Here is a 21,067-nt window from a genome sequence, read left to right on the forward strand (position 1 = left end):
CGTTATCAGATGATTAGCTCTTGGCGTGCCCTAGGATGGCTGCATCCACCTCTCAAGATTTCAGCCATGCCGAAGATTTCCATCCTCCAACGCTCGAACCTGTCCGAAGACCAGTGGCACTCGATGCTGATTTCGCTCCTGCGTGGCCTTGCGGCGCTTCAAGTCGCGGCGGCGCACCTACGCGCCCAGGTGTACCCCAGCTTCGACAGCGTTCAAAACCCTTCGCTTGCCTTTATAGGATTCGCATTTGGCGTCGGGTTCCCGTATCTGGCGGTGATCGTATTCTTCGTGCTCAGCGGCTGGCTGGTCGGAGGCAGCCTGCTCAACCGCCTGAACGCAGATCGCGCCATTGCAAACTACGCTATCGACAGGGTCACGCGGTTATGGATCGTGCTGACACCGACCTTTGTAGCGATGCTGCTGTTCGGTGTGGCAACAGGTGCGCTCGATTCTTCAAGGCTATCGTTCGCGCCCGATAATGACTACTCGGCAGCGGCGTTCGCCGGGAACCTCGCTGGGCTGCAAACCATCTTCGTGCCTAAGTTTGGAGGTAACTTTCCGCTGTGGAGCCTGGCAAACGAGACCTGGTACTACATCCTGTTTCCCATGCTAGTGATACTGCTCCGTACTCGCTCGACGCTGCACAGGGTTGCAATCCTGATGGCGATCGCTGCAATCGTGTACCTGCTCGACAGTGCCATCCTGCTGTACTTCTCGATCTGGCTGCTGGGGGCGGCGTTCTCGCGCATACGGATCGACTGCGGTACCGCCCTGCGTTGGGCCTTATTCCTGGGCGTGATCGCCGCCGCAGTCGCAATCCGCCTGAAAGGAAAGAGCCATATCGAGGTCGACAGTTTCGCTCAGTACCTGTTGTTCAGTCTGGTCTTCGTTCTGTTCCTGTCGAGCATGCAGTTCAAACAAGCCCGCACTCGGTCGATTGACTGGCTGAATCGCATCGGTCGCTTCTTTTCGGAGTTTTCGTTCACGCTGTACGTGCTGCACATTCCCTTAATGGCCGCCTTGCTTCATTTCCTCACGCCTGTCCTGGGCATGGAGCAGCTCGACCCGAGCCGGCCAGCCCATCTGTTGATCTACGCAGCCGTCTATCTCGCACTGGTCGGCGGCGCCTGGCTGTTCCACTTGCCGTTTGAAGCCAGGACTCACCGTGTCCGGGAATGGCTCAAGTCAGTACTGGGAACCCGCACTCGTCCCGCCAGCGCAGCTGTTTCCGATGCTGCCGCTGGTCTGACACGGGAAACTGGCGCAGGGGTTCAGTCAAGATAAGGGGCGATCGCCGCCGTCTGCACGCCCTTGCTGCCGAGTATGCGACGCATGCGCCGCTCCTGCAACAAGCGCCATGCGGCCGGTATCACCAATAGCGACAGAAGTGGCGCTGTGACCATGCCGCCTACCATCGGCGCGGCAATGCGCTGCATGACTTCGGAACCGGCAGCGTCGCCGAACATAATGGGCAGCAGGCCCGCAACGATCACGGCAACCGTCATCGCCTTGGGGCGGATGCGCTGCAGCGCCCCTTCGCGGATTGCTTCGAGCACCAGTTCGCTCGTGAGCATCCTGCCGGCGTCAAGGCGGCTCTGCAGCGCATTGCGCAGGTAGACCTGCATGACAACGCCGAATTCGGCCGCAAGTCCGGCCAGGGCAATGAAACCGACGGCGGTCGCCACCGAGACCGCATGCCCCAGCAGCCAGATGAACCAGAATCCGCCGACCAGCGCGAAGGGCACGGTCGCCATCAGCAGGAGCGCTTCGCCCACCGAGCGGAAGGCAAGGTAGAGCAGCACTGCAATCAGAAGCAGGGTGAGCGGAATCACGGTCGCCAGGCGGTCGGACGCGCGCTCCAGGTACTCGAACTGTCCGGACCACCCGATCGCATATCCTGGCGGGAGGACCACCGCCTCGCGCACCCGGGCCTGCATCGAACGCACGGCGCTCAAGAGGTCGACGCCGCGCACGTCCACATACACCCATCCGGACAGGCGGGCGTTCTCGCTGCGGATCATCGGCGGTCCGTCGGTGACGACGATGGTCGTCACGTCGCCAAGCCTGATCTGGGCTCCGCGTGAGGTCACGAAGGGCAGCTCGCGCAGCGCCTGTACCGAATCCCGGTAGTTCTGTGGGTAGCGCATGTTGATCGGGAAGCGCTGCCGGCCATCGACGACTTCGCCGACGTTCTGGCCGCCGATCGCCGACGCCACCAGCGACTGGATCTCGGCGACATTCAGGCCGTAGCGCGCAGCACGGACCCGGTCGATGCCGACGTCGATGTAGCGCCCGCCACTGAGCCGCTCGGCCAGCGCCGAGCTCACGCCGGGGAGCGGCTTGACGGCAGCTTCGATGGCAGTAGTTAGCTTGTCGATCTGGTTCAGGTCCGGACCCGACACCTTGATGCCGACCGGCGTCTTTATGCCGGTGGAGAGCATGTCGATGCGGTTCCGGATCGGCGGCACCCACACGTTCGACAGGCCCGGCACCTTGACGATGCGGTCCAGCTCTTGCACCAGCAGGTCAGTGGTCATGCCCGCGCGCCACTGGTCTCTCGGCTTGAACTGGATCGTCGTCTCGAACATCTCCATCGGGGCCGGATCCGTCGCGCTCTCGGCACGGCCGGCCTTGCCGAACACGGTCGCCACCTCCGGAACGGTCTTGATCAGGCGGTCGGTCTGCTGCAGCAGTTCGCTTGCCTTGGCGGCGGATAGCCCGGGCAGGGCCGACGGCATATAGAGCAAGTCGCCCTCGTTCAGCGGCGGCAGGAATTCGCCGCCAAGCCGGGATACAGGAAGGGCTGTGAGGACGAGGGCTGCGAGCGCGATGCCGATCGTGGTGCGCGGATGACGCAGGCTCGCGTCTAGGACGGGCCGGTACACGCTGACGAGAAAACGGTTGACCGGGTTCGACGACTCTTTCGGAATCCTTCCCCGGATCAGGTAGCCCATCAGCACCGGCACCAGCGTGATGGCCAGTCCCGCTGCGGCGGCCAGCGTGTAGGTCTTCGTATAGGCCAGCGGCCCGAACAGCTTGCCCTCCTGCGCTTCCAGACCGAATACCGGCACGAAGGACAGCGTCACGATCAGCAACGAAAAGAACAGCGCCGGACCGACTTCGGTCGATGCCCGTGCCACGATTTCCCAGCGGGTGCGCGCGTCGATGGCTTGGGTTGGGTGGGCGGCGCCATGTTCTTCCAAATGCTTGTGGACGTTCTCGACCAGGACCAGGGCCGCGTCGGTAGCGGCGCCGACGGCGATCGCAATCCCTCCGAGTGACATGATGTTGGCGTTGACGCCCTGATAGCGCATGACGACAAAGGCCGCCAGCACGCACAGCGGCAGGGTGATCACGGCGACCAGGGCGCTGCGCAGGTGGAACAGGAACACGGCGCAGACGATGGCGACGACCACGAATTCCTCCGCGAGCTTGGTGGCCAGGTTGGAGACGGAGGCCTTGATCAGGGTCGAGCGGTCATAGGTAGTCACCACTTCGACCCCTGGCGGCAGCGAGGGCTTCAGGCTCTCGAGCCTGGATTTCACCGCTGCGATGGTATCGAGCGCGTTTTTACCCGAGCGCATGACGACCACGCCGCCGGCCACTTCACCTTCGCCGTTGAGCTCCGCGATCCCGCGCCGCATTTCCGGGCCCAAGCGCACGCTCGCCACGTCGCGCAGCAGGACCGGCGTACCGGCGTCGCTCGCGTTCAGCACGATCTGGCGGAAGTCTTCCAGCGAGCGCAGGTATCCATGCGACCTGACGACGTACTCGGTTTCCGCGATCTCGACCACGGAGCCGCCCGATGCCTCGTTGGCCTTGCCGACCGCATCGAGCACCTGGGTATGCGACATTCCGAACGCACGCAGCCGGTCCGGGTCGAGCACGATCTGGTACTGCCTTACCATGCCGCCGATACTGGCCACCTCCGCGACGTTCGGCACCGTCTTGAGCTCGAACCGCAGGAACCAGTCATTCAGTGCACGAAGCTGGCCCAGGTCCAGCCGGCGGCTGCGGTCGACCAGTGCGTATTCGAAGACCCAGCCGACGCCGGTGCCGTCCGGACCGAGTTCGGCGCGCACGCCGGCCGGAAGGCGGCCCTGCACCTGGTTGACGTATTCGGTCACGCGCGAACGGGCCCAGTACAGGTCGGTTTCGTCGTCGAACAGCACGTAGACAAAGGAATCGCCGAAGAAGGAATAGCCCCGCACCGTCTTCGCGCCGGGCACGGAGAGCAGGGCGGTCGTCAGCGGATAAGTGACCTGGTCTTCCACTAGCTGCGGCCCCTTGCCGGGATATTGCGCGCGGATGATGACCTGGGTGTCGGACAGGTCGGGCAGCGCATCGAGCGAGGTGGCGCGCAGCGCGTGCACGCCCCAGGCCGCCAGCAGCGCTGCGGCAAGCAGCACCCACACCCGTCCTGCAATCGACGCGCGGATGATGCGCGCGATCACGGCTTGCCTCCCTTCGACACGACCACCTTCTTGAGGTCGTAGCCGTCCTCGCCTTCGACAAACTCGAACTCGACGACTTGCCCCGCTTTGATGTCCCTGAACGCATCGGCGCCGGGCTTGTTGAACTCCATCGTCATGGACGGCCATTGCAGGGTCGGAATCGGTCCGTGCGACAGCGTCAGTGCTTCGTCCGTGACTTGCTCGACCTTGCCGATGCCCACATGCGTTGTCGGGGCAGCCTTCGCCGGCGTGCCTGGCTTGGCCGGTGCCGGTTTAGCCATCGTGCCCATGTCGTTCGCCTGGCCGCCGCCGGAAAACTTCGGCAGGATCGACTTCAGGTTAGCTTCCGAATCGATCAGGAACTGGCCGGATGCGACCACCTGCTGGCCCTCCGTCAGGCCGGCGGTAATCTCGGTGTCGTCGCCGGTCTCGCGGCCGGTTGTCACCACCACAGGACGAATACGGCTCCCGCCCTCGACGACCAGCACGACCGAGCGGGTACCCGAAGCGATGACGGCTTCGCTCGGCACGAGCAGCTTCGACGCGGCTTTCCCGGCACTCAGGCGTACCCGCATCAACATGCCCGGCGTCAGCGAGCCGTCCCGGTTGTCGAGTTCGACCCGTGCCTGGGCCGTACGGGTCGAGGCGTTCACGCCGGGCAGGAGCGCGGCTACCTTGCCCTGGTAGGTACGCTGCGTGTCGCCACTGCCCGTCGCAGTGACCTGCATGCCAGGCCTTGCCGCGCTGATCAGTGCTTCAGGTACTTCGGCCACCAGCCATACCGTGTCCATGCCAACCACCTTCGCAATCGTCATGCCGGGCGTGACCTGCGCGCCTTCGCGCACGTTCAGCTCGCTGACGATGCCGGTGACCGGGGAAGTCAAGGTGTAATGTCCTCGCACGCGCCCGGTGCGTTCGAGGTCGGCGACCAGGGTCGCGGGCATCGCCAGCGCACGCATGCGCTGGCGTGCGGCATCCGCCAGGACGGCGTCGCCCGTGCGTTTGAGCGCCAGGTATTCCTCCTGGGGCGCGATCCATTCAGGGACGAACAGCGATGCGACCGCCTGGCCGCGCCGGACCCGTTGCTGCGGCGAGCGCACGTGCAGCTTGTCGATGAAGCCGGTTGCGCGGCTCTGGATCACCTCTTCGCCGCTTGCATCGAACTGCGTGCTGCCCACCAGCTCGAGCGTGTCCGCGACGTCCGCGCGGCGCACCGTCGCGTAGCGGATGCCGAGATTCTGTTGCAGGGCAGGCGACACCGTTACGCCTGCCGATGCGTCCTCGTCAGCGTAGACCGGCACAAGCTGCATGTCCATGAAGGGACTCTTGCCGGGCTTGTCGAAACGCTTGCCCGGCACCATGGGATCGTGCCAGTACAGGACGCGACGGCCTGTTGCCGCAGCCGGCCCGCCAGTACCTGCATCCGGCGCGGTCTGTTGCGATCCGAGCCAGTATCCGCCGTAGCCAAGCGCGATGCCGGCCGCCACGAGCAGGCCGATTTTCTTCATCGAGTTCGGTTTCATCGCGCCTCTCCCGATGCCATATTGCTGTCTTGCGGGAGCAGGCGCAGCTCCAGTTCCACCCAGGTCAGCGCCGCCTCGAGTTCCAGGGCATTGACCTGAAGGCGCCGATCCAGCGCATTGCGGCGCGCCTTGAAAACCGCGGTCAGCGTGCCAGTCCCGCCGCGATAGTCCGCCGCGGAGGTCTGCACCTGCCCGTCGGCCGCCGGAAGGAGCGCTTCGCGTAGTCGGGCAATGCGGCCTTGCATGCTGGCGAGCCGCTCGGACTGCATTTCGACCGCCGAATGCGCGGCGACCAGCGCTTCTTCGTACTCAAACCTGGCCTTGGTGCCGAGTTCCGCCTTTTCGGCGATCTCGCGGTCCTGCCGCCGCGCCCTGGCAACCGGCAAAGGGACGCTAACGCCGAAGGACACCATGTTCGAATACGGGCTGCTGCGCTGGGCGAAACCCAGCTCGAAGGACCAGTCCGGCCTGCTGTCACGGACCGTTGCGGCCGTGTCGGCGTCCGCCAGGGCTACGCTGCGCTGCGCAATGAGCACGGTGGGGTGACGCCGTTCCAGTTCGAAAGCCTGAAATCCAGGTGCGCCGGCAGCGAGCGCCGGAGGCGAGTCCATGACCGCCGTCGTGCCGGTGCGGGTCCAGCGCCGTAGCTCGATAAGCGCGCCGCGCAGATCCTGTACGGTTGCCTCGACGCCATCGCGGCTGAGCACCAGTTCGGCGCGCGCCTGCAGCACGTCCCCCGCGCTCGCCTTCGCCCCGCGATGGGCCGCCTCCAGACCCGCCAGGTCACGCTCCATCTCGCGGGTGATCGACTGTGTGAGCGCAAGTGCGCGCTGCCCGTGCAGGACGCTCATCCAGGCTTTGCCGGCGGCCACGCGCACATCGGCAAGCCGCTCCAGGTGCACGGCTTCCCCGGCTTCCACAGCGCGGCGTGCGCGCTCGGTGCGGGCCAGGCGCTTGTCGCGTGCTACCCATTGCTGCTCGATGCCGATTCTGCGCATCGTCATGAAGTCGGCGTTCGGGCGAAACGCATCCGGCCCGGACGCTGGAAGGTTGTCGATGCCGAACTTGAGCATCGGGTCGGGTAATTGGCCAGCGCGTGCTTCGGCCTGCCGGCTTGCGGCGACATCGGCTTGCGCCGCCTTGCCTGCCGCGGAAGCGGCGGTGGCGAGACGCAATGCATCGTTCAAGCCCAGAGGTTCAGGCGCGGCGCCAGCGCAGGCGCTGGCGGCGAACAGGGATAGCGAGACGAACAGGGCAAGGTCGCGCCGGGCGCGCTCAGCCGGGACCGCCCGGTGTGGCGTAAATAAAGTAAACATGATTCCTCCGCAATGGATAACGAGTCCCGGCAGCCAGCGGCCGGGCGGTATGCAGGCGGAAGACGATCAGACGCGAATGCGCCGGGTGCGAAGGTAAGGCGGGTCGCCGGCCGGCGCAGGCGCCTCGTGAGCCACAGGCAGCCACGCGGCACCCTTCGACTGTGGCGCAACGATCCCGAGCAGGGCCGCGTGCGACAGCAGCGCGAGGGCGGGCGGGGCGTTCTGGTGATCGACGGACGCCTGGGTATCGGCGGACAGCGCGGCGCAGTGCACGGGCTGCTCGATGTCCATGCCGGCACAGGGCATGCCGTCCATCATGGACATAGCGTCGGCTTTGGCTACCAGTTGGGGGCAGACATACGATGCCATCGCCATGGCCGAGGTCGTCATTGCGACGACGAGGAACAGGGCGATGCAGTAAAACAGGGACGGTCGTGAACGTCGCATCGAAAGAAGTGCCATGGGATCGAAGCCCATTTTAGCGCAGGGTTGGAAAAATACCAACGCTCTCTAAAGTCCGTGCAAATTTGCGGTTGTGCATGCTACATTTGAGATATGCGTAACAGGTTGAAATCATTTTTCTTGTGCCTACTGATCGTTTCCCTTCCGATGCAAGGCATCGCGGGAGTCGCGAGGTTCGGGTGCGGGATGGAGCATCAGCCTGCCGACATCGACCATCAGGCGACGCTGGACCAGCCTGCTGCGCAGGATGCCGAGGCGCACGTCATGGATCACGGCATGGAGCACGCTATGTCGCCTGCGCCTGGCGACGCCGTGGCACAAGATACTGCCTCGGCCGGCGACGACTGTGAAGAAATGGGCGACCACGGCCCTTCCGGCTGCGGCACTTGCACAAGCTGCAGTATCGGCGCTTACGCGCCGCCTCCTGTCCTGACCATTTCCGCCGTCGAGGAAGCGGTCATTGGACGCCAGCAATTCATCTCCTCTTCCTTCACCGGCCATATTCCGGCCCGGATCGAACGGCCGCCTCGCGCCGTTTGAACTGACGCGATCCGCCGGGCACCCGCCCGGCACTGCTTGCCTGTCCCGACACTCGCCGCCGGCGTGCGCACGTTCGCGTGCGCGGCCATCTGGCGTCAGGAGAAAAGGCAGCGCCATGCCTGCCGGGTTCGGTACTCGGCAGCGCGGCTGCGTCGTTACGTCCCGCACATGTGCCGTACCTGGCAGTCGTGCTTCCCCTATTCAGTACCAACAAGTTTGTGCTCACGCTTGAATAACAATTAATCCGGAGGGTAAATGGCTTACAAGTACTTCCCAACTACTGCGACCGCGCTTGCGGTCCTGCTCATGCCGCACGGGGCGCACGCCCAGCAACCCGCCACAGGCGATGCGCAAGCGGCCGACATGCAGCGCGTCCAGATTACCGGCAGCCGGATCAACCTTCGGCAGGAACAGATTTCCGGCGTCGGCCCCGTGACCGTCATCGATGCGGAAGCCATCCAGCGCTCCGGAGCGATTTCGGTAGAGACCCTGCTGCAGCGCCTGCCATCGTCGGCGGGCACGGCAGGTAACCAGGGCAGCGCCTACTGGACTAGCAATGGTTACGGCACGACCCAAGTCAACCTGCGTGGCCTCGGGATCGACCGCACCCTGGTTCTCCTGAACGGGCGCCGCGTGGTCAGTGGCGGTACTGGCGCGAACAGCTCGGTCGACCTGAACATGATCCCGGTGGCGATGATCGAACGGATTGAAGTGCTGAAGGACGGCGCTTCGGCGATCTACGGCGCCGATGCGGTAGCCGGCGTCGTCAACATCATCACGAAAAAAGCAATCGATGGCATCGAAGCCTCCGTGCGCTACGGTAAAACCGAGCGCGGCGACGGCGACGAAAAGTCGGCCGACCTGGTCTGGGGTACGCGCAGCGAACGCGGCTCGCTCATGGCTTCGCTGAATTATTCCGAAAGCGAAGCGGTCAACCTCGCAAGTCGGGCGCCTTGCGCGCTGTTCGAGGACGAGGGCGAACTGGTTTGTTCCGGAAGCTCGTCGACCATCGGCGGCCGGGCACGCCTGGCCGACGGCCGGCGCGTGAACTTCAACCAGGACCCGGGAGGCAATCCGCGCGGCTTCGAAACCTACAGCGCAGCCAAACATGCCTACAACAGCAACCCCTTCCTGAACGCGGTCAATCCGATCAAGCGCGTCGGCGTATCCGCCTTCGGTAACGTCAAGCTCAGCGACAAGGTCGACCTGTTCAGTGAACTCATGTTCACCAACCGCCAGTCCGAGCAGTTGGCCACGCCAGGCGCGATCGGCGTCTATCGTCCGATCGAGATCGCCGCGAACCACCCGACCAATCCTACCGGCCAGGACCTGACGCTGGAACGGCGCCGCGTGGCCGAGGTTGGCCCGCGCTACTTCTTCCAGGAGACGAATACTTTCCGGATTCTCGCCGGCTTGAAGGGAACCTTCGCCCAAAAGTGGGACTGGTCCGCCTCCGTCAACTGGGGACGCAATACAGGCGTCGACGGCATGACGAACATCATCAACCTCGACCGGGTCGATGCGACGCTTAATGCCGCAACCTGCGGCACCGGCCCCACCGCTGCACCGTGCGGCAACTATCTCGGCTACGGCAACCTCAGCCCGGCAGTGCTCGAGTATATCCACTTCACGACGCGCGACCACGGCGGCAACGACCAGAAGAGTTTTAATGCGAGCATCAGTGGAGAAGTATTCTCGCTGCCGGCCGGTCCCGTTGGCTTCGCCTCCGGCTTCGAATACCGGCGCGAGAAGGGCTGGCGCGACCCCGACAGCCTTATCGTGTCAGGCGCTGCCAACACGAATGCACAGGGTCCGATCGCCGGCGAGTACAGCGCGCGCGAGCTCTTCGCCGAACTGTCCGTGCCCCTGCTAGCCAAGTTGCCGTTGGTCGATTCTCTGACGATGAATGCCGCAGCCCGCTATTCGGACTATAGTCTGTTCGGCTCGCAAGGCACCTACAAGGTCGGCCTCGATTGGCAGGTCGTGCCGTCGCTCAAGCTGCGCGCGAACCGGTCGACCGCCTTCCGCGTGCCGACCGTCCCCGAGCTCTTCGGCGGCGTCTCCGAAGGCAACCTGACCACGACCGACCCTTGCAATGGCTGGAACACGCTCGACCCGAATTCCGCGGTTTACAAGAACTGCCAGGCGTCGGGCGTGCCGGCCGGATTCCGTCAGTTCGGCCCGTCTATCCTGACGACCGGCGGCGGCAGCCCGAACCTGAAACCGGAGGAAGCCGATACGTTTACGGTGGGCGCGGTATGGCGGCCTGCCAAAGCGCTGACCCTCACGCTCGACTATTTCAATATCGAGATCGACAACGCGATCGAGACGGTGCCGGGCTCGACCAAGCTGTCCGTGTGCTACAACACTCCAGGGCTCGCACACATTTTCTGCGGGCCGTCGAGCTTTACCCGCGATCCGCGTACCGGCGAAATCAACTTCCTGTCCTCGCAACCCGAAAACGCCGCGCAGCAGCGCGTCTCGGGGCTCGACCTGGGTGCGGTAGTGGACTTCTCGCTTTTCGGCTGGACCTCGTCGCTGACTGCCGATGTCTCGCGCCTGAGCCGGTTCGACGTCACCCCGTTCCCGGGGGGGGACACGATCGAGTATGCGGGCAAGATCACTGGCGGGCGCGGAAGCTATGCCAAGTGGAGGTCGACCGCTGCCCTGACGAGCGCCAACGGTCCCTGGTCCGGCTCCTACTCGATCCAGTACATCGGCAGTGCGGACGATATCAATGCGCAGCCGGCCGATATCGGATCGCGGGCGCCGAGTGTGGCGTATCACAACGTCAGCGTGAAGTACGCGCTCAACAAGGCAATGGCCATCTCGTTCGGCGTCGACAACCTGTTCGACAAACGCGCGCCCTACATCCAAAGCTGGACCGACGGCAACACGGACACGATGACCTACGACTTGCTCGGCCGGCGCTGGCACGCTCGCCTTGGTTACAAGTTCTAATCAGCGGATAGTGCCCACCGGGCTGTGGTGTCCTAGCCGCGCCACAGCCCGGTGGGCATGCCCGGGGTAACTAAACATACAAGCGACGACTATGCAATCAGCTTTCTGGGTGCGACGCGCCCACAAATGGATCGGCCTCGTCATCGGGGTACAAGCGCTGCTCTGGATGATCAGCGGACTCTACATGGTAGTGGTGCCGCTGGAAGTCATCCACGGCGACCACCTTGCCCACGTGCCGACGGAGCGGCTCATGCCATCGGCGACGCGCCTCTCGCAGGCGCGCCTGCAGGAGATGTACCCGGGCCTCACGTCGATTCGCATGAAGAACCTGCTCGGGAAAGAAGTCTACGAGATTAAGCAGGGAGCGCAGGCGAGCCTGATCGACGCTGGCAGCGGGGAAAAGATCAGTCCACTGGAGCGCGCCGACATCATCGCGCTTGCCGATACGGCCTATGTTGGCGAAGGCAGTATCCGCGGCGTCGAATGGGTGGTCAAAGCGCCCCAGGAAGTGGGCAAGCGCCCGGTGCCGCTGTGGGCAGTTCATTACGACGAGGCAGGCAAGACGACGCTGTATTTTTCACCGCACACCGGCGACCTGGTGGCGCGCCGCCACGAGCTGTGGCGGTGGTTCGACTTCCTGTGGATGTTTCACATCATGGATTACGAGGAGCGTGAGGATGTGAACAATACCTTGCTGCGCGTGGCCTCGATCACCGGGCTGGCCTTCGCCCTGAGCGGCGCCTGGTTGCTGTTCTACAGTTTCAACCGGAGGAAGCAGGCATGAGCCACTGGATGAGACGCCTTCACAAATGGGTTGGATTGCTGCTGGCGATCCAGTTCGCGCTATGGATGACGAGTGGTGTCATGATGAGCCTGCTCGATTCGAACAAAGTGCAGGGCCGCGAATTTCGCATCAAGCCGCCGGCGACGCCGGTCTGGCCGGGCAATGTGCTCAGCCCCGACGCCGTGCTTGCTGCAACCGGCGAGAGCGTCATGGCGGTCACCTCCGGCTGGCTGCTCGAGCGTCCGGTCTACCGGCTGCAGAACGACAAGCGCAGCTGGCTGGTCGATGCCGGCAACGGCAAGGGCGTGACGATCGATGCCGCGCTGGCGGGGAGCATTGCCAGGGCCTCGTATTCCGGACCGGGACAAGCCAAGGCGGCACACCTGCAGGAGCCGACACTGGAGACGCGCGCCCACAAGGAGCCGGTCTGGCGCGTCGACTTCGACGATCTTGAGGAGACCTCGGTCTATGTCTCGGCGCGCTCGGGGAATGTGCTCGAGCACCGCAACAGCACCTGGCGCCTGTTCGACTTCTTCTGGATGCTCCATATCATGGACTACACCGAGCGCGTCGACTTCAACAATCCCTTGCTGGTGTCGAGCGCGATCGGCGGACTGTGGATGGCCCTGACCGGCGTCTGGCTCCTGTTCGCCAGCGTGCGGCTCGCGGAACTCGTGCCAGGCCGCTGGCGCCGCCGCGTCACGGTCAACCTGGTCGACCGCCAGGGTCTGCGCCAGCGCGAGGTGCCCGCATCGGCAGGCGATACGGTCTACCAGGCGCTGGCACGCTCGGGCCTGCAGTTGCCGTCGAACTGTGGCGGCGGACAGAGCTGCGGCTTATGCGAGGTGCGGTGCGTCGGCAAAGCACCGGCGCCGACGGCGGCCGACCGCGCACTCCTGTCGCCCCAAAAACTCGAGGCGGGCTTCAGGCTGGCGTGCAATCTACCCGTCAAGCGCAGCGTCGATGTCGACGTCGGCGAAGCGCTGGCCTCGTCGTCCGAGCGCAAGGGTGTGGTGACGAAGGTGCATGCGGTAACGCCGTTTCTGCGCGAGGTCACGGTGCGTCCCGAAGGGGTGCTCGCATGCCGCCCGGGCGCGTATGTGCAGATCCACGTGCCGGCGTTCACGCGCAGCGCGAGCGACCTTGCCATCCCGGACCATCATCGCGATCACTGGCAAGGCCTAACCGTGCCCGCCGAGCTGGCCAACAGCGAACCGGTGCGGCGTGCGTATTCCGTGGCAGTCCCGCTGGAGCGCTGCGACGGGCAGCTGACCTTCCTGGTGCGCTTCGTGCCGGGCAAGCCGGCCGGCCGCGGCTGCAGCTACATGTACACGCTCAAGCCTGGCGACGAGGTGCGCTTCAGCGGGCCCTTCGGCGACTTCGCCCTGCAGCCGGGAGCGCGTCCCAAGGTATTCATCGGCGGCGGCGCGGGCATGGCGCCGCTGCGCGCGATGATCCACGAACGCCTCGCGCAGGGCGCTACCGAACCGCTGCATTTCTGGTACGGTGCACGTAGCCTGGTGGATGCTCCTTACGTGGACGAGATGCGCGCGTTTGCGCAGCAACATCCCAACTTCCAGTGGCAGCTGGTGTTGTCGGAGGAGGCGGGTTCAGACGAAGCGCACAGTGGCTTGGTGCATGAGCTCGTGCTGGACAGGCTGCTGCGCCGGCACGAGGATGTTCGGTCGCTCGAGTTCTATGTCTGTGGGCCGCCTGGCATGCTGGCGGCAACGCGGACGATGCTGCGCGATCTCGGCGTGGAGGACGAAAACGTCGCGTACGACGACTTCAAGATCTGAAGGAGGGCGGGCGCAAGGGCAAAAGCCGCTTGCGCCCGCCGGCAGGTCGCTGTGAGTCCGGCTTACTTCGCCTTGCGCGACGACCAGTGGACGTGCACGATTGTCCAGGCGTCGCCCTTCTTTTCCAGGACGGCGGTGCCGGTTCCGAACACATGCACTGGTTTGCCGCGCACCGTGCCGGTCGTTTCGCTTTCTTCCCATACCACGGCCGTGTTGCCGTCGATCCGCTCTGTCTGCTTAAGCACCTTGCGCGAAGAGCTCTTGGCGAACTCGATATCGCCGCCGAGATGGTGACTGGCGTACTCGTCGCGCGAGCGCTCGACATAGCCGGACTCGTAGATCGCGATCCCGGGCGACAGCAGGCTGACCGCACGTGCCTTGTCGCCGCTTGTCAGGGCGCCATGGAAGGCCGCGAGGGTTTCTTTCGGCGTCGCGGCCGAGGCGGTCGCAGTCAGCGCGAGCAGGGCGGAGGCCAGCAGCAGGCCAGCCACGTTTTTATTTTTCATTTCCGATCCTTGTGAACAGGTTGATCAAGCCGCCGTGGGCGGCGACGTCGAACTTAAAAAGGCTGCCGCAACCAGGACGGCCAGCAGGACGGCCGCTTCGACCTTGAGGACGGCCGCAAAACGGCGGCTAATTTGCTGGTCGACGAGTGGCTTGCGCAGTCCTTCTAGCAGGCTCGGCATAACGACGAAGCGGTTCATTCCGCCTAGCGCGGCCGCGCTCAGGACCAGGGCAATCTTGACGAGCAGGGTAGTACCGTAGGGGTCGCCGACGACGTTATCGAGTGCCCCGAGGCCACGCCACGCACTGATTGCACCCGTGATGAAGATCCCGGTCAGCGCGATCGTGGCCGAATGCGACAGTTGCTCGGTATAGCGGGCGCAATCTTCGCGGTTCGTGGAATCGTCCGATGGCTCCTTGTTCAGCACGAGCAGTCCCGCCACGATCACTTCGCCGACCCATACACTGACGAGCACCAGGTGGACCCAGTCGACAGCGACGGCCCAGGTGAAGTCGCCTGCGGCGCCCGCATGGCTGACCATGCTGCGGCTGTACAGAAACACCCCGAGGGCGAGGATGTGTGCAGCATTCGCCGGTGCCTTCGCCTGGTGTGCAGGCAGGGCAAAACCGGTCAAGCCAACGACCACCAGTGCCGCGGCGCCGATCAGCCACGCGATGCCATAGTGAGTCGCGCTGAGGACCGACACCACGGCGGGCCAGGCGCTGGCGAGCGGCACCTCGGCCATGGATGCCGCCTCCAGCCAGAGGACGGCAACGTATGCGGCCAGTGCAATCGGCACGCAAGCGCGCATTGCCGTACGCAGGCGTGGCAGCACTGCGGCTGCCCATGCCGAGGAGGCGGACCGCAGCCACAGGCTAGCCGCGCTCGCTCCGACCAGGATGGCGATCGTTAGGTTGAGGACAACGACCACCGTCCGCTGCGCATAGAGAAGATCCGGCTCCACCTCACTTTACCCGGAAGCCGAACTCGCCCTTGACCTTGTGCCCGTCGCGGGTGAGGGTCGTCCATTGGACGCGGTAGGCACCCGCCTGTAGTGCGGGAACGGCCGCCACCAGGACCTTGGCGTTCGCGCTATCGATCGCCAGCTTCGACGCTTCGGTCACCACGCCTTTTTCGTCGACGAGTTTGACCTTGCTGAATGGCAGTTCCAGGGGCTCGTTGAACTGCAGGCGCAGCTGGGTCGGCGCCGGGCTTACCACGGCGTTGGCCGCCGGCGTCGAGACTTCGAGTTTCGCATGCGCCAGCGCCGACGAGGCGAACACACAGCCGGCGGCGGCCACGCCCGCAGCGAGAATTTTCTTCAGTTTCATAGACTTCTCCGGTCAGCATCCTTACAGCGCACGGCGGCGTGCAAGGAGGCAAGGATTAAAGAAATGGCTTACTGCGCAGCCTTGAGTTCGACGATCGTCACGGCGCCGTTAACGCGGTCGGCCGCGAACCTGACCTTGTCGCCGACCTTGACCTGGTCCAGCATGGCCGCATCCTTGACACGGAATACCATCGACATCGCAGGCATATTGAGGCTCTTGAGTTCGTCGTGACGCAGCGTCATCTTGCCAGCGTCCTTGTCGATCTTCTTAACTTCGCCGTCGACCAGTTCGGTCGCCGCCGTCGCCTGGACAGCGGCCTGCGCGGCCTTGGCGCCGTGCGCGCCGGGGCCGCCATGTGCGTGGTCCTGGGCGGACGCAAACGCCGCTGCGGCGAAGAGGATGGTGGCGAAGGTCAGTTTCGAAAATGCGTTCATGGTGAGTCCCTTTATTGGTATGAGTGATTGATCAGTTGTAGTGCTTGAATACGCTGGAGCGGCCTTTGGCGTCCACCAGCAGGACGTCGAACGGATCCTTGCGCGGGCCTTCCATGCCCGGGGAGCCGAGGGGCATTCCTGGCACCGCCAGGCCCCTGGCCTTGGGCTTCGTGGCCAGCAGCCGCTTGATGTCGCTTGCCGGAACGTGGCCCTCGATGGCATAGCCCTGCACCATGCCGGTGTGGCAGGAACCGAGTTCGTTCGGAATCCCGCCACGTTCGCGGTAGTCCGACGGATTGTCGACATTGACAACCCGCGTGACGAATCCGTTCGCTTTCAAATGCTCAACCCACGCGCCGCAGCAGCCGCACGATTCGGTCTTGAAGACCTCGATGACGGGCGCGGCCGCCATGGCCATTAAAGGCATGGCCAGCGCAGTGCCCACGGCGGCTCGTATGAATAAACGTCGGATCATGGAGTAGTCCTTTCTCACTTGTTCGGCAATTTAATTAGTGATGGCCTTGGTGGCTAGCTGGCTTACGTACGGTTACTTCCACGTCGGCTGGCTTGGTGGCCGGCATGGCCTGGCCGCCGGCCGTCTGGCTGCGCACCGCAGCTGGTGGCTCGCCCTTCCACTCGTAGGCGACGGTGCCGGCCGGATGCTTGTACCAGCCCGGGTCCTTGTAGTCGCCACGCTTCTGGTCCTTGCGCACCTTCAGCACGGTGAACATGCCGCCCATCTCGACCCCGCCGAACGGCCCCTGGCCAGTCATCATCGGCAGGGTGTTTTCGGGAAGCGGCATTTCCATGTCGCCCATTGACCCGCCCTTGTCGCCCATGACCATGTAGTCGGGAACGAGCTTGCTTATCTTCTCGGCTACACCGCGGTGGTCGACACCGATCATGGTCGGGACGTCGTGCCCCATCGCGTTCATCGTGTGGTGTGACTTATGGCAGTGGAAGGCCCAATCGCCCGGCTCGTTGGCAACGAACTCGATCGCGCGCATCTGGCCCACCGCGATGTCGGTCGTCACTTCCGGCCAGCGCGATTCCGGCCGCGTCCAGCCGCCGTCGGTGCCGGTCACTTCGAACTCGTGGCCATGCAGGTGGATCGGGTGGTTCGTCATTGTCAGGTTGCCGGTGCGAATACGCACCCGATCGCCCTGGCGCACGTTCATCGTGTCGATGCCTGGGAAGACCCGGCTGTTGAAGGTCCAGATATTAAAGTCCAGCATCTCGTTGACCTTCGGCGTGTAGCTGCCCGGTTCGATGTCGTAAGCGTTGAGTAGGAAGACGAAATCGCGGTCGACGGCGTGCTGCGCAGGGTTTTTCGGGTGCGTGACCCAGAAACCCATCATCCCCATCGCCATCTGCACCATTTCGTCGGCATGCGGGTGGTACATGAAGGTACCCGGGCGGCGCGCGACGAACTCGTAGACAAAGGTCTTGCCCGGCTGGATGGCCGGCTGGGTCAGGCCCGAGACGCCATCCATGCCGTTCGGCAGGCGCTGGCCGTGCCAGTGGATGCTGGTGTGCTCTGGCAGGCGGTTGGTCACGAAAATACGTACGCGGTCGCCTTCGACCACTTCGATCGTCGGCCCCGGGCTTTGTCCGTTATAGCCCCACAGATTGGCTTTCATGCCCGGTGCGATTTCGCGCACGACAGGCTCGGCGATCAGGTGGAACTCCTTGACGCCATTGTTCATGCGCCATGGGAGCGACCAGCCGTTAAGGGTGACGACCGGATTGTAGGGGCGGCCGTTGGGCGGCGGTGGCGGCGGCTGGGTGGCCGCGCTGGTCATGATCGGCGCTTCCGGCAGCGTGGCGGCGCCCGCGCGGGTCACCAGGCCGGCGCCCACCAGGGCGGCGGCGCCGCTGAAAAAATCTCGACGTGAACTCATTTGTCTTCCTCGTTTAATGTTCTGGAGCCGCTTCGGCGGCAGCGCTGGCAGTGAGCGCGGCAGGCGAACCGCCGCTACCGCTGATGGCTGCCTGCAGGTCGGTCTCCGCAAGCCAGTAGTCGCGCTGCGCGTCGATGGCGGCGTTGACGCCCGTGATCTGGGCCCTGGCATCGGCCAGCAGCTCGAACACGCTCATGAGCATGCCGTTGTAGCGCAGCAGGGACTCTTCGGAGATCTTCTTGCGCAGCGGGACGATGTCGTCGCGGTAGCTGCGCGCGACGTCGTAGCTGGTCCGGTAAGCCGAATAAGCCTCGCGAACTTGCGACCTGGCGACCGTGGCGGTGTCGGCGGTGCGATGCACAGTTTGCATGTAGGTCGCCTCGGCTTTCGCCACGCGGGCGCCGCCCCAGTCGAAGATCGGCAGCGACAGTTCGATCTCGTAGCCGTTCTCGCGCGGTGAACCGGACTTGCTCGAGTTAACGTAACCGGCGTCGAGCACGTTGATGACGCCGGTCGCTTTCGTCAGGCCCAGCGCCCGCGCGGTGGACTCAGCGTCGAGTTTGGCCAGGCGGATGTCGAGGCGCTGCTGCATCGCGAGCGACTCCATGTTTGCCGCCTCGCGCGGTGTAGCCGGCAGGTCCGGCAGCCGGTCCGGAAGCTGGAATCCGGTGTTCGCACCCCACACGCCCATCAGCCTGGCGAGCTGCTCGCGCGCAGCCGTGGCCTTGTGGCGCGAACGCGCCAGCTGGGTCGCGGCTTCCGCCGAGAAGGCCTGTTCGCGCGCCTGGTCCAGGGCACTGAGGTTGCCGACCCGGGTCATGCGCTGGGCCAGATCGGAACTGGCCCCGGCCGCCTCGCGCACCTGCTCGGCGTAGCGCGCGGACTGGCCGGCCGCGACCGCGTTGAACCAGGCCTTGCGCGTGTCGGCCGCCAGGCGCACGGCCTGGGTCGCGGCGACCAGCTTGGCGCTTTCGAAACGGCGCCCTTCGATGTCGCGGCGCAGCGGAATCGTCAGCAGGCCGACCAGGTTGAACATGACGCTGCGCTCGATCTCGGTCTCGCCGCCGCCGGACATCCGGCTAAAGCTGAAGCCCGGATTGGCCATGCGCCCGGCCTGCACCAGGTCCGCCTCGGCCACGCCGAGTCCGGCCAGCGAGGCGCGCAGCCCGCGGTTGTTGAGCAGGGAGATGCGCACGGCGCTATCAGCCGAGATCGGCTGCTTGAGCATCTGGTCGAGCTCGGCCCGCGCCGCCTCGGTGCCGGCAGTGCCTTTGGGAAGCCGGACGTCCTGTCCTGTACGTTCGGCCGTCAGGGCCGAGACGGCGTCCAGGCCGCCGTCCTTGGAGAAGGTGGCGCAGCCGCTGAGCGCGAGGACGGCGACCGCCGCCGCAATGGTGCGCAGCGAAGCGATAGGGGATGTTCTTGTCATTGTTCCGCCTGTTTTTTTAATGGTGATGTTTGCCGTGCCCGGCAGCCGGCTGAGGCTCAGCTTTCTTCTCGGGCTGTGGAGCCGCTTGCGCGGCAGGGGCATGGTGCCCATGGGCTTTTTCGACCGGCTGTGGGACGCCGTGGCCCGCATGCCCGCCATGGTCCGGCACGGCCGACAGTGCATCGTTGGCCGCGCGCCAGACCTTGTCGGGCGTCTGCGCAGCGTCTGCAGGACGCGAAGCATTCTGGAAGGCGGACGCATAGACAAGTGCCGGCACCGGCGCAGCCGGGTCGGCCGGGTTGGCGGCAGGACCGGATTGCTGGGCGTGCGCAACGAATGGCACGCCGAGGGCGGCCAACAGGACGCCAGAGACGGCGGCCGAGAGCTTGGTGTTCATTGTCAAATCCTCAAAATCGGAAACAGGCATGCGCGGGGTCGCGCATATGTTCAAGACGCATGAGGGCGACAGGAAAGGCCGGCCGGTTCAGCGCTTGTTTCGATCAGGCGGATTTATTGCCGGGGAGGTCGCTGCGGGCCGTCCTGGATGAAACCAACGGCAAATACGGAAGGCGAAACGATGACGGCATCGGAGCCTTCAAACGTGGGGGCAGGAAGATGGGACGAAGGTGGCGCAACCGCGCCGAGGCAAAAGGCCGAGCATGCACTGCAGGACGAGTGCGACAGCTTGCCGGCGTGGTGACCGGATGCGTCGTCATCGGCGCTGGCCGTCTGCTTGGCATGCTCGCTGCCGTGGCCGGCGTGTGCCTCGGCCATTTTCTCATGGGCGACGCTGGCAAGGCTCTGGACATCCGAGCTGGACTGCTGATGAACCGGCGCGCAAGTCATGCCGAAGCCGCCGGCAACCGCCTGAAGCGGAAGCAGGGCCACGAGCAGCCAGACGAGCAACTTCTTGAAAATGCGGTTCATAGTGGCGGCGAGTATATCACGACGGATTTTGTGTGGTAGACGGCTTAAGGTTGATTAAAGCAAGGCGGTGCATAGCATGAGTGAAAGCTGTTCAAAGGTGCGTTCGCGCACCGCATGCTTGCCGAGAGCCTCTCACAATTGGCGTTCCCTACTCCGCTTCAGTGTACCGGAGCAACGTTATGATCAACTTCAATCAGGAGACAAGCATGAATCAATCGCGCAGGAGTATCGCGTGCATGGCCGTGACGGTGGTATTCGCCGCCGCGATGGCGGCGCCCGCGGCGGCCCAGTCGGGACAGCATGCCCAGCATGGCACCGCCGCGCAGGGTCTGCAACAGCACGACAATATGTCGTCGCACGACATGATGAAGAGCATGCAGGAAATGCATCAAAAAATGGCCAGCATGCCCATGAGCGGAAACCACGACCATGATTTCGCGATGATGATGCGTTCGCATCACCAGGCCGGCATCGACATGGCGCAGGCAGAACTCAAGCATGGCAAGGATCCGCAGATGAAGCAGGCAGCGAAGAAGATCATTTCCGAGCAGACCAAAGAGGTGAAGAAGTTCGATGCCTGGCTGGCCAAGCATCCGGCACCGGCAAAATAAACAGTGCTGCCGTGGGCGCCACGCCGTGGCGCTTCCGGCTTTCCGCGCACATGCTGCGCGCGCGCCTGGCTGTACTTCCATGCACTGTGG

At 64.5% G+C, this 21,067-nt stretch carries 19 protein-coding genes; 6 read left to right on the forward strand and 13 right to left on the reverse strand.

Annotated elements, in window-relative coordinates; all coding sequences use genetic code 11:
- Positions 1-66 precede the first annotated feature (66 nt).
- The gene (locus NMB41_RS06715; RefSeq protein ID WP_494381698.1) at positions 67-1,284 is read left to right on the forward strand and encodes an acyltransferase family protein; all 1,218 of its coding nucleotides are present in this window, start codon (positions 67-69) and stop codon (positions 1,282-1,284) included.
- On the opposite strand, the gene NMB41_RS06720 is transcribed toward NMB41_RS06715, so the two are convergent.
- From NMB41_RS06720 to NMB41_RS06735, 4 genes are all read right to left on the reverse strand, one after another.
- A complete protein-coding gene (locus NMB41_RS06720; protein WP_494381699.1) occupies positions 1,272-4,454 on the reverse strand; it encodes an efflux RND transporter permease subunit in 3,183 nt (1,060 codons plus the stop codon). The genes NMB41_RS06715 and NMB41_RS06720 overlap by 13 nt on opposite strands.
- On the reverse strand, positions 4,451-5,977 hold the full coding sequence (locus NMB41_RS06725; RefSeq protein WP_494381700.1) for an efflux RND transporter periplasmic adaptor subunit: 1,527 nt from the start codon (positions 5,975-5,977) through the stop codon (positions 4,451-4,453). Before NMB41_RS06725 ends, NMB41_RS06720 begins: the two co-directional genes overlap by 4 nt.
- The gene (locus tag NMB41_RS06730; protein WP_494381701.1) at positions 5,974-7,293 is read right to left on the reverse strand and encodes a TolC family protein; all 1,320 of its coding nucleotides are present in this window, start codon (positions 7,291-7,293) and stop codon (positions 5,974-5,976) included. Before NMB41_RS06730 ends, NMB41_RS06725 begins: the two co-directional genes overlap by 4 nt.
- Positions 7,294-7,359: 66 nt before the next feature.
- Positions 7,360-7,740 carry a hypothetical protein gene (locus NMB41_RS06735; RefSeq protein ID WP_494381702.1) on the reverse strand — a complete coding sequence of 127 codons (381 nt, stop codon included), beginning with the start codon at positions 7,738-7,740 and terminating at the stop codon, positions 7,360-7,362.
- Positions 7,741-7,941: 201 nt separating this feature from the next.
- Here NMB41_RS06735 and NMB41_RS06740 point away from each other — a divergent pair, with 201 nt between their 5' ends.
- The 4 genes from NMB41_RS06740 to NMB41_RS06755 all read left to right on the forward strand — a co-directional run bounded on the left by NMB41_RS06740 (position 7,942) and on the right by NMB41_RS06755 (position 13,839).
- A complete protein-coding gene (locus NMB41_RS06740; RefSeq protein ID WP_494381703.1) occupies positions 7,942-8,295 on the forward strand; it encodes a hypothetical protein in 354 nt (117 codons plus the stop codon).
- Positions 8,296-8,550: 255 nt separating this feature from the next.
- Positions 8,551-11,256 (forward strand): TonB-dependent receptor, encoded by a 2,706-nt coding sequence (locus NMB41_RS06745; protein WP_494381704.1) that lies wholly within the window; start codon positions 8,551-8,553, stop codon positions 11,254-11,256.
- 91 nt (positions 11,257-11,347) lie between these two features.
- Positions 11,348-12,040: a PepSY domain-containing protein gene (locus NMB41_RS06750; protein WP_494381705.1), complete on the forward strand. Its 693-nt coding sequence runs from the start codon at positions 11,348-11,350 to the stop codon at positions 12,038-12,040.
- Positions 12,041-12,048: 8 nt separating this feature from the next.
- Positions 12,049-13,839: a 2Fe-2S iron-sulfur cluster-binding protein gene (locus tag NMB41_RS06755; protein ID WP_494381706.1), complete on the forward strand. Its 1,791-nt coding sequence runs from the start codon at positions 12,049-12,051 to the stop codon at positions 13,837-13,839.
- Positions 13,840-13,901: 62 nt separating this feature from the next.
- Here the strand turns inward: NMB41_RS06755 and NMB41_RS06760 are convergent, their stop codons facing one another.
- The 9 genes from NMB41_RS06760 to NMB41_RS06800 all read right to left on the reverse strand — a co-directional run bounded on the left by NMB41_RS06760 (position 13,902) and on the right by NMB41_RS06800 (position 20,366).
- Entirely contained in the window at positions 13,902-14,345 is a 444-nt protein-coding gene (locus NMB41_RS06760) for a YybH family protein (RefSeq protein WP_494381707.1), read from the reverse strand.
- Between the two features lie 24 nt (positions 14,346-14,369).
- Positions 14,370-15,308 (reverse strand): copper resistance D family protein, encoded by a 939-nt coding sequence (locus NMB41_RS06765; protein WP_494381708.1) that lies wholly within the window; start codon positions 15,306-15,308, stop codon positions 14,370-14,372.
- 1 nt (position 15,309) lies between these two features.
- Positions 15,310-15,675 (reverse strand): copper homeostasis periplasmic binding protein CopC, encoded by a 366-nt coding sequence (gene copC, locus NMB41_RS06770; protein ID WP_494381709.1) that lies wholly within the window; start codon positions 15,673-15,675, stop codon positions 15,310-15,312.
- Between the two features lie 68 nt (positions 15,676-15,743).
- Positions 15,744-16,109, reverse strand: a complete 366-nt coding sequence (locus NMB41_RS06775; RefSeq protein ID WP_494381710.1) for a copper-binding protein — start codon at positions 16,107-16,109, stop codon at positions 15,744-15,746.
- Between the two features lie 31 nt (positions 16,110-16,140).
- Complete coding sequence (locus NMB41_RS06780; RefSeq protein ID WP_494381711.1) at positions 16,141-16,584, reverse strand: DUF411 domain-containing protein; 444 nt, start codon at positions 16,582-16,584, stop codon at positions 16,141-16,143.
- A gap of 34 nt (positions 16,585-16,618) precedes the next feature.
- Complete coding sequence (locus tag NMB41_RS06785) at positions 16,619-18,010, reverse strand: multicopper oxidase family protein (protein ID WP_494381712.1); 1,392 nt, start codon at positions 18,008-18,010, stop codon at positions 16,619-16,621.
- Between the two features lie 13 nt (positions 18,011-18,023).
- Entirely contained in the window at positions 18,024-19,439 is a 1,416-nt protein-coding gene (locus NMB41_RS06790; protein ID WP_494381713.1) for a TolC family protein, read from the reverse strand.
- Between the two features lie 16 nt (positions 19,440-19,455).
- Positions 19,456-19,836, reverse strand: coding sequence for a hypothetical protein (locus tag NMB41_RS06795; RefSeq protein ID WP_494381714.1), 381 nt, complete (start codon positions 19,834-19,836; stop codon positions 19,456-19,458).
- Positions 19,837-19,949: 113 nt separating this feature from the next.
- Positions 19,950-20,366 (reverse strand): hypothetical protein, encoded by a 417-nt coding sequence (locus NMB41_RS06800; protein ID WP_494381715.1) that lies wholly within the window; start codon positions 20,364-20,366, stop codon positions 19,950-19,952.
- Positions 20,367-20,602: 236 nt separating this feature from the next.
- On the opposite strand from NMB41_RS06800, the gene NMB41_RS06805 reads away from it, so the two are divergent.
- Entirely contained in the window at positions 20,603-20,977 is a 375-nt protein-coding gene (locus tag NMB41_RS06805) for a DUF305 domain-containing protein (protein WP_494381716.1), read from the forward strand.
- The last annotated feature ends 90 nt before the right edge of the window (positions 20,978-21,067 follow it).

The sequence above is a fragment of the Massilia sp. FBCC-B171 genome (assembly GCF_059134155.1).

What these genes read in the sequence shown, in the direction of transcription:
- NMB41_RS06755 (WP_494381706.1), top strand. Translation starts at nt 12,049, where the DNA reads ATGAGACGCCTTCACAAATGGGTTGGATTGCTGCTGGCGATCCAGTTC.
- NMB41_RS06790 (WP_494381713.1), bottom strand. Translation starts at nt 19,439, where the DNA reads ATGACAAGAACATCCCCTATCGCTTCGCTGCGCACCATTGCGGCGGCG.
- NMB41_RS06740 (WP_494381703.1), top strand. Translation starts at nt 7,942, where the DNA reads ATGGAGCATCAGCCTGCCGACATCGACCATCAGGCGACGCTGGACCAG.
- NMB41_RS06785 (WP_494381712.1), bottom strand. Translation starts at nt 18,010, where the DNA reads ATGAGTTCACGTCGAGATTTTTTCAGCGGCGCCGCCGCCCTGGTGGGC.
- NMB41_RS06800 (WP_494381715.1), bottom strand. Translation starts at nt 20,366, where the DNA reads ATGAACCGCATTTTCAAGAAGTTGCTCGTCTGGCTGCTCGTGGCCCTG.
- NMB41_RS06735 (WP_494381702.1), bottom strand. Translation starts at nt 7,740, where the DNA reads ATGCGACGTTCACGACCGTCCCTGTTTTACTGCATCGCCCTGTTCCTC.
- NMB41_RS06780 (WP_494381711.1), bottom strand. Translation starts at nt 16,584, where the DNA reads ATGATCCGACGTTTATTCATACGAGCCGCCGTGGGCACTGCGCTGGCC.
- NMB41_RS06725 (WP_494381700.1), bottom strand. Translation starts at nt 5,977, where the DNA reads ATGAAACCGAACTCGATGAAGAAAATCGGCCTGCTCGTGGCGGCCGGC.
- NMB41_RS06745 (WP_494381704.1), top strand. Translation starts at nt 8,551, where the DNA reads ATGGCTTACAAGTACTTCCCAACTACTGCGACCGCGCTTGCGGTCCTG.
- NMB41_RS06795 (WP_494381714.1), bottom strand. Translation starts at nt 19,836, where the DNA reads ATGAACACCAAGCTCTCGGCCGCCGTCTCTGGCGTCCTGTTGGCCGCC.
- copC (WP_494381709.1), bottom strand. Translation starts at nt 15,675, where the DNA reads ATGAAACTGAAGAAAATTCTCGCTGCGGGCGTGGCCGCCGCCGGCTGT.
- NMB41_RS06775 (WP_494381710.1), bottom strand. Translation starts at nt 16,109, where the DNA reads ATGAACGCATTTTCGAAACTGACCTTCGCCACCATCCTCTTCGCCGCA.
- NMB41_RS06805 (WP_494381716.1), top strand. Translation starts at nt 20,603, where the DNA reads ATGGCCGTGACGGTGGTATTCGCCGCCGCGATGGCGGCGCCCGCGGCG.
- NMB41_RS06715 (WP_494381698.1), top strand. Translation starts at nt 67, where the DNA reads ATGCCGAAGATTTCCATCCTCCAACGCTCGAACCTGTCCGAAGACCAG.
- NMB41_RS06730 (WP_494381701.1), bottom strand. Translation starts at nt 7,293, where the DNA reads ATGTTTACTTTATTTACGCCACACCGGGCGGTCCCGGCTGAGCGCGCC.
- NMB41_RS06760 (WP_494381707.1), bottom strand. Translation starts at nt 14,345, where the DNA reads ATGAAAAATAAAAACGTGGCTGGCCTGCTGCTGGCCTCCGCCCTGCTC.
- NMB41_RS06750 (WP_494381705.1), top strand. Translation starts at nt 11,348, where the DNA reads ATGCAATCAGCTTTCTGGGTGCGACGCGCCCACAAATGGATCGGCCTC.